The organism is Geminocystis sp. CENA526 (assembly GCF_050753365.1).
Classification (GTDB): domain Bacteria; phylum Cyanobacteriota; class Cyanobacteriia; order Cyanobacteriales; family Cyanobacteriaceae; genus Geminocystis.
In genome coordinates this window covers 1-12321 of the sequence record NZ_JBLZFY010000113.1, presented here as the reverse complement: position 1 = coordinate 12321, position 12321 = coordinate 1, and the positions used below count along the sequence as shown (strand labels likewise).

The 12321-nt window shown below is 32.6% G+C and carries 14 protein-coding genes and 1 pseudogene; 4 read left to right on the top strand and 11 right to left on the bottom strand.

Annotation, left to right across the window (positions count from 1 at the left end):
* Positions 1–346 precede the first annotated feature (346 nt).
* The 3 genes from ACN4EE_RS19695 to hoxE are packed head-to-tail and all read right to left on the bottom strand — an operon-like array spanning position 347 to position 2856.
* The gene (locus ACN4EE_RS19695) at positions 347–1936 is read right to left on the bottom strand and encodes an NADH-ubiquinone oxidoreductase-F iron-sulfur binding region domain-containing protein (RefSeq protein WP_431708199.1); all 1590 of its coding nucleotides are present in this window, start codon (positions 1934–1936) and stop codon (positions 347–349) included.
* Positions 1937–1962: 26 nt separating this feature from the next.
* On the bottom strand, positions 1963–2334 hold the full coding sequence (locus tag ACN4EE_RS19690; RefSeq protein ID WP_431708198.1) for a four helix bundle protein: 372 nt from the start codon (positions 2332–2334) through the stop codon (positions 1963–1965).
* A 3-nt stretch (positions 2335–2337) separates the two neighbouring features.
* A complete protein-coding gene (gene hoxE, locus ACN4EE_RS19685) occupies positions 2338–2856 on the bottom strand; it encodes a bidirectional hydrogenase complex protein HoxE (protein ID WP_431708197.1) in 519 nt (172 codons plus the stop codon).
* A gap of 222 nt (positions 2857–3078) precedes the next feature.
* Between hoxE and ACN4EE_RS19680 the strand changes: the two genes are divergently transcribed.
* From ACN4EE_RS19680 to ACN4EE_RS19670, 3 genes are all read left to right on the top strand, one after another.
* The gene (locus ACN4EE_RS19680) at positions 3079–3312 is read left to right on the top strand and encodes a HypC/HybG/HupF family hydrogenase formation chaperone (RefSeq protein ID WP_431708195.1); all 234 of its coding nucleotides are present in this window, start codon (positions 3079–3081) and stop codon (positions 3310–3312) included.
* A 478-nt stretch (positions 3313–3790) separates the two neighbouring features.
* Entirely contained in the window at positions 3791–4051 is a 261-nt protein-coding gene (locus ACN4EE_RS19675; protein WP_431708194.1) for a hypothetical protein, read from the top strand.
* Positions 4051–4317: a type II toxin-antitoxin system YafQ family toxin gene (locus ACN4EE_RS19670; protein WP_431708193.1), complete on the top strand. Its 267-nt coding sequence runs from the start codon at positions 4051–4053 to the stop codon at positions 4315–4317. The genes ACN4EE_RS19675 and ACN4EE_RS19670 overlap by 1 nt, the downstream gene beginning before the upstream one ends.
* On the opposite strand, the gene ACN4EE_RS19665 is transcribed toward ACN4EE_RS19670, so the two are convergent.
* The 8 genes and pseudogenes from ACN4EE_RS19665 to ACN4EE_RS19630 form a co-directional block, all read right to left on the bottom strand.
* A complete protein-coding gene (locus ACN4EE_RS19665) occupies positions 4314–4535 on the bottom strand; it encodes an antitoxin AF2212-like protein (protein ID WP_431708192.1) in 222 nt (73 codons plus the stop codon). The genes ACN4EE_RS19670 and ACN4EE_RS19665 overlap by 4 nt on opposite strands.
* Before the next feature lie 12 nt (positions 4536–4547).
* Positions 4548–7052 (bottom strand): tetratricopeptide repeat protein, encoded by a 2505-nt coding sequence (locus ACN4EE_RS19660; protein WP_431708191.1) that lies wholly within the window; start codon positions 7050–7052, stop codon positions 4548–4550.
* 3 nt (positions 7053–7055) lie between these two features.
* Positions 7056–7739, bottom strand: a complete 684-nt coding sequence (locus ACN4EE_RS19655; RefSeq protein WP_431708189.1) for a J domain-containing protein — start codon at positions 7737–7739, stop codon at positions 7056–7058.
* Between the two features lie 62 nt (positions 7740–7801).
* Complete coding sequence (locus ACN4EE_RS19650) at positions 7802–8041, bottom strand: BrnA antitoxin family protein (RefSeq protein ID WP_431708188.1); 240 nt, start codon at positions 8039–8041, stop codon at positions 7802–7804.
* Positions 8034–8308: pseudogene (locus ACN4EE_RS19645) on the bottom strand (BrnT family toxin). The gene ACN4EE_RS19650 and the pseudogene ACN4EE_RS19645 overlap by 8 nt, the downstream one beginning before the upstream one ends.
* A 269-nt stretch (positions 8309–8577) precedes the next feature.
* On the bottom strand, positions 8578–8856 hold the full coding sequence (locus ACN4EE_RS19640; RefSeq protein WP_431708187.1) for an acylphosphatase: 279 nt from the start codon (positions 8854–8856) through the stop codon (positions 8578–8580).
* Positions 8853–10547: a DNA mismatch repair endonuclease MutL gene (mutL, locus tag ACN4EE_RS19635; RefSeq protein ID WP_431708186.1), complete on the bottom strand. Its 1695-nt coding sequence runs from the start codon at positions 10545–10547 to the stop codon at positions 8853–8855. The genes ACN4EE_RS19640 and mutL overlap by 4 nt, the downstream gene beginning before the upstream one ends.
* A 183-nt stretch (positions 10548–10730) precedes the next feature.
* Positions 10731–11639 (bottom strand): AAA family ATPase, encoded by a 909-nt coding sequence (locus ACN4EE_RS19630; RefSeq protein WP_431708185.1) that lies wholly within the window; start codon positions 11637–11639, stop codon positions 10731–10733.
* Positions 11640–11751: 112 nt separating this feature from the next.
* Between ACN4EE_RS19630 and ybeY the strand changes: the two genes are divergently transcribed.
* Positions 11752–12270, top strand: a complete 519-nt coding sequence (gene ybeY, locus ACN4EE_RS19625; protein WP_431708184.1) for an rRNA maturation RNase YbeY — start codon at positions 11752–11754, stop codon at positions 12268–12270.
* Positions 12271–12321: the final 51 nt, after the last annotated feature.

Genomic DNA, 12321 nt, shown 5'->3' with positions numbered 1-12321 from the left:
ACTTCTCCAATAATTATTTTTACCCGATTGAAAATGACGATAAACTATATTAATTTAACGATTTCAATATCTAAATTGATTTAATTTTTTATTTCTGGAGATGTCTAATGGTTTGAGATTCCTTCGCTATCGCTCGGAATGACAGATTTTTATAGTTAATATGTAAATATTAATTGAAATTTCTATAGCTTTGATTATTTTAAAAATCCAATTGTTATAAATTAACAGTTTGAATTTAACCTAATACCTGACACCTTTTTTTAGACATAATTTATCATACTTAAAGTAGGAGAGCCATAATTGTTGATTTAAAACGGAAGAATGGTGGGCAATGCCCACCCTAAGGTTATTTGAGTAGTTGTAAATATTCCTCTTTAAAGTAGTGTAATGTACTTAATACGGGATTGGGTGCAGTTTGCCCTAAACCACATAAACTGGTGGCTTTCACCATGTGGGATAATTGCTCTAATTTGCCTATATCCGCTTCGGTGGCTTCACCGTTGAGAATTTTAGTCAACATTTGATATAGTTGCACTGTACCCGTACGACAGGGGATACATTTTCCGCAGGTTTCCCCCCGACAAAATTCCATATAAAATCGGGCAAGGGCTACCATATTAGTATCTTCATCTATGACTATCAAGCCTCCTGATCCCATAATAGTACCTAATTCCTTCAGGGATTCATAATCTACGGGTGTATCAAAATATTGATAAGGAATACAACCCCCCGAAGGACCACCTGTTTGTACGGCTTTGATTTCATTATTATTAGGCACTCCTCCTCCCATTTCTTCCACAATTTGGCGAATAGTTGTACCCATCGGCACTTCGATTAAGCCTGTGTTGTTTACCTTACCAGTGAGGGCGAATACTTTTGTACCTTTGCTTTTTTCTGTGCCAATGTTAGCATACCATGCTCCTCCTTCCCTGATAATTGGTACGATGTTGGCGTAGGTTTCCACGTTGTTGATTAAAGTTGGGCATCCCCATAACCCCGATTGGGCAGGATAGGGAGGGCGAGGGCGAGGGTTGCCTCTGTCTCCTTCGATGGAAGCGATTAAGGCTGTCTCCTCACCACAGACAAACGCCCCCGCACCCACTCTAATATCAATCTTGAAGTCAAACAGGCTGTTAAATATTTGTGTGCCTATCAAGTCTTGTCTTTTCGCCTGTTGAATGGCTTTTTGTAACCGTGCGATCGCCAGAGGATATTCGGCTCTAACGTAGATGTAACCTTGATTTGCTCCCACTGCATAACCTGCGATCGCCATACCTTCAATAATCCGATGCGGATCACTTTCAAGTACACTACGATCCATGAAAGCACCTGGATCACCTTCGTCTGCATTACAAACAATGTACTTTTGTTCACTAGGCATTTTTGCCACCGTAGCCCATTTTAAGCCCGTAGGATAACCACCACCACCTCTGCCTCGTAAGCCACTGGTGACGACTTCCCTAACTACCTCTTGGGGTGTCATTTCGTGCAAGGCACGGTATAGCTGTTGATAGCCACCTACGGCAATATATTCTTCGATGCTTTCAGGGTTGATTTTTCCGCTATTTTCTAAAACAATGGGCATTTGCAAAGCAAAGAAGGGATGTTTATAGTCACCCAAAGGCGCACTCGCCTCCCCTTCTCCTTTTAAGGCAGAGACGATCGAACTTGCATCTTCGGGGCGCACATTCTCGTATAATAGGTTAAGAGGGGCAATCTCTACTAAAGGACCTCTACCGCAAAACTTCATGCAACCTACAGGGACGATCTCTACTTCATCCTGTAACCCTTGAGCTTCGATCGAACTTTTTAACTCATTAATTATAGACTCTGAACCCGAAGATTTACAACTAGCCGCACCACAGCATAAAATCCTTATGGCTTTACGTTTAGCGATGGTTTCTTCTGCGATATATTCTAATCTACTTAGCTCCATAAAATTCTCCTGTGATAAAAAATATGTTAATTAATGAGGAATGAGGAATGATTATTTTTAGCAGTTTTACTAATAGAAACTAAGATTTTTTTTATTTCTATTAAATCAGCATAAATAGAGGTAAATCCTTTATCATTCAAGTAATTAGATGTATGTAATAGCTTTAGCCAATATAAAGAATGATTAGTATTTTTAATAGCTATATTTAACGTCTCAATAAAATCAGTGTCATCCTCTACATACTCTAATCTACTAATCATTGCGCCAATAGAAGTACCACTTCGTAAAATTTGTTTACTTAAAATATATTCTTTTTTCTCCTCCTTTAAATACTGAGATAATTTAATAATTCTTAAGGCGAAATCAAAAGATTTTTGTTTAATAATATTGTCCTTCATTCCTCATTCCTCATTATTTTCCAGCCACTGTTTAACTTGTGCTAATACCGCCTCTGAAGTTTGTTTTCCGCACACTTTCCCGTCATAAACCGCCGCAGGTGCTAGACCACACGCTCCAATACAACGAGCCGTCATTAAGGAAACTTTGCCGTCTGGAGTTGTTTCTCCTTCATGCAAATTTACCTCTTGTGCTAATTTGTCTAGTAATTCGGCTGAACCTTTAACATAACAAGCTGTACCTAAACACACTACGCAGTTATGCGCCCCTGAAGGTTTGAGGGAGAAAAGATGATAGAAGGTAGCGACTCCGAATACTTGACTTAAAGGCAACTTGAGTTGATGCGCAATATAGATTAAGACTTCTTCTTCTAAATAACCGAAGGAAGATTGTGCTTTATGTAAAATTTCAATAAGTGCATCTTGACGATGTTGATTGCGTTTGATAGTTATATCTAAGACTTTGAGACGTTTATCCCCTGCATTAGCCTTTTCCGATGGAGGCTTTAACATTGTTTTAGGCATTTCTTACTCTTTTATTTCCCTTTCTGATTCGGAAAATAACCCCTAATAGTTAATATGGTCTTTTATTACTTAATTCTAGGTCAGTAATTTGAGACTAAATCACAAATTTAACATATAATCATAATTAGTTACTTTAATTAACATTAATAATTTTGTTTCTTTAAGTATGATAAATTTTTCTTAAGACAGCAAAACAGTTTTTATTTAACCTAATTCTTAATTATGTGTTTAGCTATACCGGGTAAAGTCGTCACTATTGAAGGAGAAAATCCCTTTGCAAAAAAAGGGAAAGTCAGTTTTGGGGGTATCCTAAAAGAGGTTAGTTTTGCCTATACCCCTGATGTAAAAATAGATAATTATGTTGTAGTTCATGTGGGTTTTGCTTTAAATATTATTGATGAAGAAGAAGCCGAAAAAACTTTGACAGATTTAGTGCAAATGGGCATTTTATCTTAATTATTTTTAATAAATTTTCTCAATCTTCTATTCATTTATATTTGATGATAAACTTTATTTTGTTTATACCAATTAACAATTTTATCATCAAGAAAAAGAGTTAAAGATTGTTTTTTGATCTTTTTTTAGTCGATCGAAGTAGCGATTTTTAACACCTTTAGTCAAAGCAATTTTCGCTTCTGGATATTTTTCGATAAATTCGTTTAATCGTTTACGAGTTATTATGGGTATGAAATTCTTGAAAAGGAAAATCAGCTAAATAACAGTTATCTTGTTCACTCCATTGAATCACGATACTGTAATGATTATTCATTTTAATTCCTCCAATTTTTTCAATCTTTTTTCTGTAGATTATAAAGATCGATCTTCCTTGTGGACTTTTCATCGTATATTTGTTCTGAATGAAAATCTATACAGATTAGATTAATAATCTTATCATAAAAATTAGTTCAAACTCTAAAAAAGATAATTTAAGTTGATGACAATATTAATAAAAGAGACTGTTAAGGAAATTTCACGACTTTCTGAAGATGAACAAAATATTCTCGCTATTTACATAAAAAAACATCTAAAAGAACTTTTAGCCGAAGCCCAGAGGGAAAAATATATTGAAGAAGGAAATTATAATATTGATGATTTTAATGAGGAAACTAAACAAGCAATTATCAATATTGAAGAAGAAGAAAATTTAACTATTTGTACAAATAAAAATGATCTTTATAATCAATTAGGAATTTAATGTTAATACCAATTTTTGAAAATACTTTTAAGAAAGATATTAAACGTTTACAAAAGCGTGGTAAAAATATCGAAAAACTTAAAATTGTTATTGATAAATTATTGGATAATCAACCATTAGAAATAAAGTATAAAGATCATGCTTTAACTGGTAATTGGAAAAGTTATCGAGATTGTCATATTGAACCAGATTGGCTTTTAATCTATAAAATTACAGAGACTCATCTTTTTCTAGTTCGCACGGGTTCACATTCTGATTTGTTTTAATGTTGCATATATAAATAACTATCAATATTTTCTGAAAAATCGGCAGGGGCATCTATACTAAGATTTTTAGCAGTTTTTAAAAAAGTGTAAGTTAGCTCATCATTTTCTTGATTTTCTTGTTCAATGGTGATTTCAACTTCCGTATTTAGTTTGAAATTAACTGGTGATGATGGTTCAAAAACTTCACCATTAAAAATAGCTTTGATAACTTGAATCATAATATTTTCAATTTAGTATTTCCAAAGTTTTATAATTCTATCATCTCCACTACTCGCAAAAAGATTTTGACAAACTAGATTAGAAAGTGTTGATATATAACTGTTATGGTGAGAATTTAAACTGAGTATATCACCTGTTAAATAATTCCAAATTTTAATAGTTGAATCAGCACAACCAACTATAATCGATTTCGTTTCTTTATCAATAATATTATTGCTAAAAATATCAGTGTTACTATCTAATTGAAATTGAATATCATTATTTTTAAAGTTATAAATATATACTCCATCCGTTGATTTTCGTTTATCATTATCAAAAATAAAGATTAATTCATCTAATAATTTAATTTCAAAATTAACAGCGGGAGCAGAAATATTTATACTATTAATAATTTCAGAAGACTGAGCGTTAATAATCTGTAGAGAATACGAACTAGACTTAGAAGAAAAGCCATTAAGAACTTGCTTTCTATTAGAATGAATATTTACGAATAAACTATTTCCTCCACTAAATTTAGTTTTATTTTCTTTTACAAACAATAATTCTCCAGTATTAATATCCCATGTAATTATAACCTCAGATAATTTTAAGTAATTGAATAAATGATCAAGAGCCAATTCTTTAAGTGATTTAAAAGATTGAGATTTAATAAAGTTAATAAAACTAACAAAATTTTGACCTTTGGTTGATAATAACCCTAGCTCAAATTCTCCTGATATACATTCAGTAACTTTTAATATATTATCAAGAAAAATACTGAAATTACATGAAATATAATTTTCATCTTCGCTAAGTTGCAAAAAATTAGTGTAACATAAATGATTTTCAAACTGAGAATTTATATTTAATTTTTTTTCTATTTTTCCTGTTAATAAATTCCAAACACTTAAACCATAAACAGAAGGAATTATCGCTAAATATTGGTGCAAATTAAAAGCAATGTCATTATATTCTTTCTCTATGCAAGATAATAATTCTCCTGAATTAAGATTCCATGTTTTGATAGAATATCCATTAATTCCAAATAAATAATTATTATCGGAACTAATAGCTAATCTATAACACTGATCTCCAAGTAAATCAATAATTTCATTGATTTGATCAAAAGATAAATCAGAAATCTTCGATTTATCTAGTAATTTTTCTAAATAACATTCTTGAACATAATTAAATTTTTTCTTGTAAGAATAATAAAAACGATCTTTAAAATAACAGTAAGGTTGATTATTGATTAAATTCTGAATTTTATCTTTGATACTAAAATCGATGTCTTTTACTTTTCTTTTTTCTTCTAAGTTCCAGATGCACAGAAGTCCTCTTGTATCAATAGCAACTAAAAATTTACCATTAGGACTTAGTTCGAGATCGGCAACAGCATATTTATCGGAAAATTTGTATTTTAAAAATCTATCTTTAAAATAAGTTGAAGTTGCTATACATTTCCAATTTTTCTTTGTTAAGTCATCTTTTTGTGACTCTATAATTTCATTCAATTTTTCAAAAAGTCTCAAGCTATTATTAATAGTCAATTCATAATTGGGATCGATTTCTAAGGCTTTCTGGTAACTATTAATAGCTTCTTGGTAATTTTCCATCTCCTCTAATATACTACCTCTGTTATTCCAAATAACAATATCATTGGGATCATAGATCAAAGCATTGTCATAGCAAATAAGTGCGTTTTTATATAATCGTAAATCAAGAAAAGCCTGTCCTTTGTAAAACCAAGCTAAACCTGCAATTTTTGTATCTGGTTGACGTTCCAAATATTTTAAACATTTATCAAAACTGCTTATAGCTTCCTCGTAGTGTTGTAACTCATATAATATTGAACCATGTAATTGCCATATATTAACATCACTGATTAAGTTCTGGTCTTTTGGTTTTAATTGAATAAAATTATCGAAACAAAGAATTGCTTCCTTATAATTATTCATTTGAAAATGAAGAAGACCACAAGCCATCCAAACGCGCCAATCATTTTCTTTGATTTGTAATGCTTGATTATAACTTTCTAATGCGTTCTCAAAATTCCTCATTTTTTCCCAATCTCTACCCAATAGCAACCAAGAGTCACTATCATCTGGATTGATTTTCAATACCTGTTGATAACTATAAATTGCGTCTTCATAACATTGGAATTGTTGACTCAATACTTTCCCTCTATTTTTCCAAGCTAAATCATTCGTAGGATCTGTTTCTACTGCTTTGTTATAACAGTTTAATGCTTCTTGATATTTTTCTAAGCGCCCAAAAACAGTACCCTTATTATTCCACGCTAGAGAGTAATTAGGGTCAAGTTTGACGGCATTTTCATAACATTTTAAGGCTTCTTCAAATAAACCAGAATGTAAAAAATCATTTCCTTTTAATCTCCAAGATTCAGGAGTTTCTTGTGGTTTTTCTAGCGATCGAGCTAAATCTAAACCTTTTTTAATCAAATCTGAAGAATACTTATTGATTTTTCCTTGATTAGAAGGAGTTAAATTATCATTATTTTTATCTTGATTAGTCATCTTTTAAACTCCTAATTTTTCTTTCAATTCTTTTAAACTTTCTTGAGCCTTCGCAATTTCTTCGTCAAGATGTAACGCCATTTCTGCTAATAAATCCTTTCCGTTTTCTTTTGCTCTATCCACCTGTGATTTTAACTCATACAAGTCCGTTTGTGTTAATGCTTCTATTTCAGATACGATCGCACCTATGCGAGAACGACATTGAGCAATTTTACGAATAATTTTGATGAGTTCGATCGCAATACCTTCACCCTTAACCGATTCTGGACTAATTTCCCAATTAGCCAAAATTTCCCGTAACTTATCCTCATTTCCTTGCTCATAAGCCTCATTTGCCATTATCATCAAATCTTGACGACGGGCTTTTTCTTCCTCATCAGTAACTAAATCAGGATGAATACGTTTAGCAACTTCTCGATATAACTTTTTCAGACTATCAGACGGCTTAAAATTCCTTGAAGACTCCAAATAAGCCATATACTCGTTAATTTGAGCCTGTATTTGCTCTAATTCCGTGTAACGACTACCGATAATTTGAGCATATTCTCGTTCAAAACTATGTAACTCCCCCTCAAAAGTTCTTAATTCTAACTCTTTTTGAATTAACTCAGACTCCAAAGCCTCTAATTCAGCTTGTTTCCTCTTTAATTCTTCTTCTTCGGGGCTTAAACTTGGTACTAAATTCATGATTGAGTCAAAGATAGTTTGAAACTTGAAAACAATATTATTGTACAATGAGAAAAGACGAATTAATTATTTTTAATATATGTCCTCAATAAATTATTAATTTCTATTTGATGAGCAACTTCATTTTGTTTATACCAATGGATAATTTCAGCATCAAGAAAAAGAGTTAAAGATTGTTTTTCAGAAGATTTTAAACCACGTTTAATGACAGCATTTTTTGCCATTTCTGGGGTAATTTCATGACAATCAGAAAAATCAATATCCTCATCAGTCATTGATTCTAGTTTTTCCCAATCAGTCATAGATTTCATTGAAGTAGATTCGTTGCTCATTTTTTGTAGCCTTTCGTGCTGATAAATTCTAATTTTATTACCTATTTCTGTGTAAACAACCACAATAGTTTTACCATTTAACAAGCCAATGGCAATAAATCTTTGTTCACCATAATTAAATCGATCGTCTTCTATTGTAACTGTATCATAATCAAATATTTTTTGAGCATCAATAAAATCAATACCATGCTTAGTAATATTGATTTGACGTTTATTCTCATCCCATTCAAATTTCATCTTCAATTATATTTATTTTCAATGTAGGGTGAGCAAAAAGCCCACCATTTTTGATCAATTAAGCACTAAAATACTTCGCTACAGGATGATAACAGACGGATTAATTATTTTAAATATAGCAGTCAGTTATCAGTTATGAGAATTTCTTATCCTAAAAGGGAAGAGGGAAGAGGGAAAAGGGAATAGTGATGGTATCTTCAACATTTTTGGTTGATAATTTATTTCTCACAAATCATTCCTGATTGCTATATATTTTCTATAAAAGTGTATTAATAACGAATATTAAAATCTTGTAAAGCTAAGTTTAATTCATTTAAAAATTCAACTTTTACATCTGTAACAATCGCAGAAGGTGAACCCGAATAACACCAGTTAATCAGTTCATTTAATTTACTTTTTTCTCCTTGTGCTATGATTTCCACAGAGCCATTTTCCAAATTATATACATATCCATCTATTCCTAATTCTCTGGCTTTATTTCTAGTATATAACCGAAAACTTACACCTTGAACTTTACCAGAAACAATAATTTTTACTGCTTGATTCATTTTTTTGATTCTTTAGGGGTTTCGATACCGTGACTTTTTCCTAATACCCAATGACGGCGGAAAAAACGATATAAAGATGACTCTTCTAATGATAAATAAATTGGTCGCCCATGGGGACAAGTATGAGGATTTTTTGTCATTTTCCAATCGTTTACTATATTTTGCATCTGTTTTATAGTCAATTTTGTACCATTACGAATTGCAGTACGACAAGCGATCGAAACTTGGGCGGAATCTATATCACCTCCCCAACTTAATTCTATTAAAGCATCTAAACAATCTGCCCTATTTAATAAGGCTGAAGGGATGCTTCTAATTGCCCATAAATCTTCGCCAAAACAATCTATATCTAAAGTTAAATTACCTAAATTTTCTACTTGTTTAGGAAGTAATTTATTTAAAATAATGGGATTTTCTAAGTTAACTATTTGCCATTGATTTTTGAGATTTTCATAGAGTATTCTTTCATGGGCAATGTGTTGTTCTATTAACCAAATTCCTTCGGAATGTTCTGCTACAATATAAGTATTTCTAGCTTGGGCGATTACTTGTAAATTAATTAACCCTAAATTATCTTGATTTTCTTCTATTTCTTGAGGTAAATTATCAACATTATAAATAGCTTTATTTTCTGCTACTTTGAATATCTTTTCCACTCTTTTATTTTCGAATTTAGTGGATAAATTGTTATCAGTAAGTTTAAAAATTTGTTCGATATTTTCCTTAATAGTTTCTTGCCAAAAGTCCACATTATCTAAGTAAATTTCGGCTTTGGCAGGGTGACGATTCCAGTCAATTTGTCGAGGAGATGTTTGTAAGTGTATGAAGATTAAGGGATAACGATCGCGCGGTAGGGTACGATGAAAAGTACTATAAATAGGAGACTCTAATTCAGGACATTTGACGACTCTACCATTTACTCCTATTTTAACCCAATCGTTGCGAGGACGGGAAACTCGATCGGGCATTCCTAAGACTAATTTAAGGGAAGAAAGATTATTTTCATAGGGAGTATTTAAGGTAATATCTCTTTCTTCTAAGTCTGAATATTTGACAGTTTTTAACAGTTGAGGAAAAATTTTAGTGAGATTATTATTACCACTAATATGGAAAATAAGTTTATCATCCACAAACAATTGCCAAGTCACAAGGGGATGACATAAAGCTAATTCTGAAATCAAAATTGAAATAGATTTAAGTTGTTTTTTAAACTCTGGATTAACTTGCCTTCTGAGGGGAATATTGCCAAATAAATTACTAACATGAATAATAGTACCAACGGCGATGGCTTTGGGATAACATTTTATTACCTGCGTTTGATGGGTAATCATCTCCCAACCGCAACTATCCTTAACTCGACTGGTGATATTTAAGTCAGCTAACTGCGCGATACTATGTAAAGCCTCTCCCCGAAAACCGAGGGTATGAATTTTAGTTAAATCATCGGTGGAAGTAATTTTGCTAGTGGTATGGGGTTGAATCGCCATCAATAAATCTTCTTCTTCCATCCCTTCACCGTTATCTGCGACTTGCAAACTCCATGACTCAGGATAAAGGGAAATAACAATGCGACTGGCTTTGGCATCCAAACTATTTTCGACTAATTCCCTCACAACGGCGGTAAAAGAATCAATGACTTCTCCTGCCGCAATTAATTTAATGACGTTATCAGGTAGTTTTTTGATACTCATAATTTAATTGGGTGTTGCCTCATAGTATTTTGATGAAGGTAGGGAAGAGGGAAAAAGGAAAAGGGAAAAGTGAATAATGAATAGTCGCTTTAGCAGACGGTAGCTATTAGGCGTGTAATTCATTACACGCTGGGTTATTGATTAACAACAATTCTCCATTCTCCATTCTCCATTCTTCATTCTTCATTCAATTTCGATCGTATTCAAAAGACGAGTTACGATAACTCTAGCATTTCTACCACCAGAGGGAATTAAACGATGACATAAAACACTAGGCGCTAAATATTTAATATCATCGGGAATCACATAGTCTCTACCTTCTAAATATGCCAGTGATTGACTCGCTTTTTGCAGTGCGATCGTACCACGAGGGCTAACTCCTAAAGTAATTTCATCATCACTCCTTGAGGCAGAGACTAAATTAACAATATATTTTTGTAGCTCACTACTAACCTTAACTTGAGCAACCTGTGTTTGTAACTCTTTTACTTCTTCTAAAGAAATACAGGGAGAAAGTTCATTCACAGTGGTAGAATCCAGTTGTCTTTCTAACATTTGCACTTCTTCTTCAAAGGAAGGATAACCTAAGCTAAAGGAGATGGTAAACCTATCCATTTGGGCTTCTGGAAGGGGGAATGTACCCTGATATTCAACGGGGTTTTGAGTGGCAATCACAAAGAAGGGAGACGGCACAAAACGAGCAACGCCATCAATGGTAATCTGTTTTTCTTCCATAACTTCTAATAAGGAAGATTGAGTACGAGGGGTTGCTCTATTTATCTCATCCGTTAGTAAAATATTAGCAAATGCAGGTCCTGCTAAAAATTCAAATTCTCTGGTGTTAGGATTCCAGATATTTGTACCTGTAACGTCACTAGGCAATAAGTCGGGAGTACATTGAATACGTTGAAATTTACCGTTAATCGATCGAGCCAAAGACTTAGCTAATAAGGTTTTACCTACTCCGGGTACATCTTCTAGTAAAGCATGACCATTGCTTAATAAGGCAACTAATACTAATGTTATCGCATCTTCTTTCCCTACGATCGTCTGTGCTAAATTTTTTTTGAGGGTAGTAATTTTCTCTCTCATTTATTGATGATTCCCTTATATTTTGCCTTTTGTTAAGTATTTTATCCTATATTTTGCCCAAAAGTTCGATATATTTAAGATAGAGACAGGGCAAATATAGCTATTTAGTTTCATGAAACAATATAACACCGATTTTTATTTAGAAGACTTATACTTTTTCGATCGTAACCAAGAATCTCCCATTAATCAATCAGAGTGGCAAAATTGGCTAGAAAAATGGTTAAGCCTGTTAGAATTAGACCTAGATGATGAAAAAACCTATGAGATAAGTTTAATACTTACGGATGATCAAGAAATTCAAAGTTTAAATCAGCAATATCGTCAGAAAAATCAGCCTACTGATGTGTTATCCTTTGCCGCCTTAGAAACCGACTTCCCTGATACAGATTTTCTCGATTCAATTTGTTTAGGAGATATTATTATTTCTGTGGAAACGGCACAAAAACAAGCCCAAAAACAAGGACACTCTTTAAAGGTAGAATTAGTATGGTTAGCTAGTCATGGTTTTTTGCATCTGTTAGGATGGGATCATCCTGATGATCATTTTTTAAAGGAAATGCTTACTCTGCAAGAATTTTTACTTAATAGTATCGAAATACAAGCCCCCTCGATCGAACTTTTTTTCTCTTAATAGTTAATAGTTAATAGTTAATAGTTAATAGTTAATAGTTAATAGTTAATA

Excerpts from the sequence above, each read along its gene's own strand:
- ACN4EE_RS19695 (WP_431708199.1), bottom strand. The coding sequence starts at position 1,936 with ATGGAGCTAAGTAGATTAGAATATATCGCAGAAGAAACCATCGCTAAA.
- ACN4EE_RS19690 (WP_431708198.1), bottom strand. The coding sequence starts at position 2,334 with ATGAAGGACAATATTATTAAACAAAAATCTTTTGATTTCGCCTTAAGA.
- hoxE (WP_431708197.1), bottom strand. The coding sequence starts at position 2,856 with ATGCCTAAAACAATGTTAAAGCCTCCATCGGAAAAGGCTAATGCAGGG.
- ACN4EE_RS19680 (WP_431708195.1), top strand. The coding sequence starts at position 3,079 with ATGTGTTTAGCTATACCGGGTAAAGTCGTCACTATTGAAGGAGAAAAT.
- ACN4EE_RS19675 (WP_431708194.1), top strand. The coding sequence starts at position 3,791 with ATGACAATATTAATAAAAGAGACTGTTAAGGAAATTTCACGACTTTCT.
- ACN4EE_RS19670 (WP_431708193.1), top strand. The coding sequence starts at position 4,051 with ATGTTAATACCAATTTTTGAAAATACTTTTAAGAAAGATATTAAACGT.
- ACN4EE_RS19665 (WP_431708192.1), bottom strand. The coding sequence starts at position 4,535 with ATGATTCAAGTTATCAAAGCTATTTTTAATGGTGAAGTTTTTGAACCA.
- ACN4EE_RS19660 (WP_431708191.1), bottom strand. The coding sequence starts at position 7,052 with ATGACTAATCAAGATAAAAATAATGATAATTTAACTCCTTCTAATCAA.
- ACN4EE_RS19655 (WP_431708189.1), bottom strand. The coding sequence starts at position 7,739 with ATGAATTTAGTACCAAGTTTAAGCCCCGAAGAAGAAGAATTAAAGAGG.
- ACN4EE_RS19650 (WP_431708188.1), bottom strand. The coding sequence starts at position 8,041 with ATGACTGATTGGGAAAAACTAGAATCAATGACTGATGAGGATATTGAT.
- ACN4EE_RS19640 (WP_431708187.1), bottom strand. The coding sequence starts at position 8,856 with ATGAATCAAGCAGTAAAAATTATTGTTTCTGGTAAAGTTCAAGGTGTA.
- mutL (WP_431708186.1), bottom strand. The coding sequence starts at position 10,547 with ATGAGTATCAAAAAACTACCTGATAACGTCATTAAATTAATTGCGGCA.
- ACN4EE_RS19630 (WP_431708185.1), bottom strand. The coding sequence starts at position 11,639 with ATGAGAGAGAAAATTACTACCCTCAAAAAAAATTTAGCACAGACGATC.
- ybeY (WP_431708184.1), top strand. The coding sequence starts at position 11,752 with ATGAAACAATATAACACCGATTTTTATTTAGAAGACTTATACTTTTTC.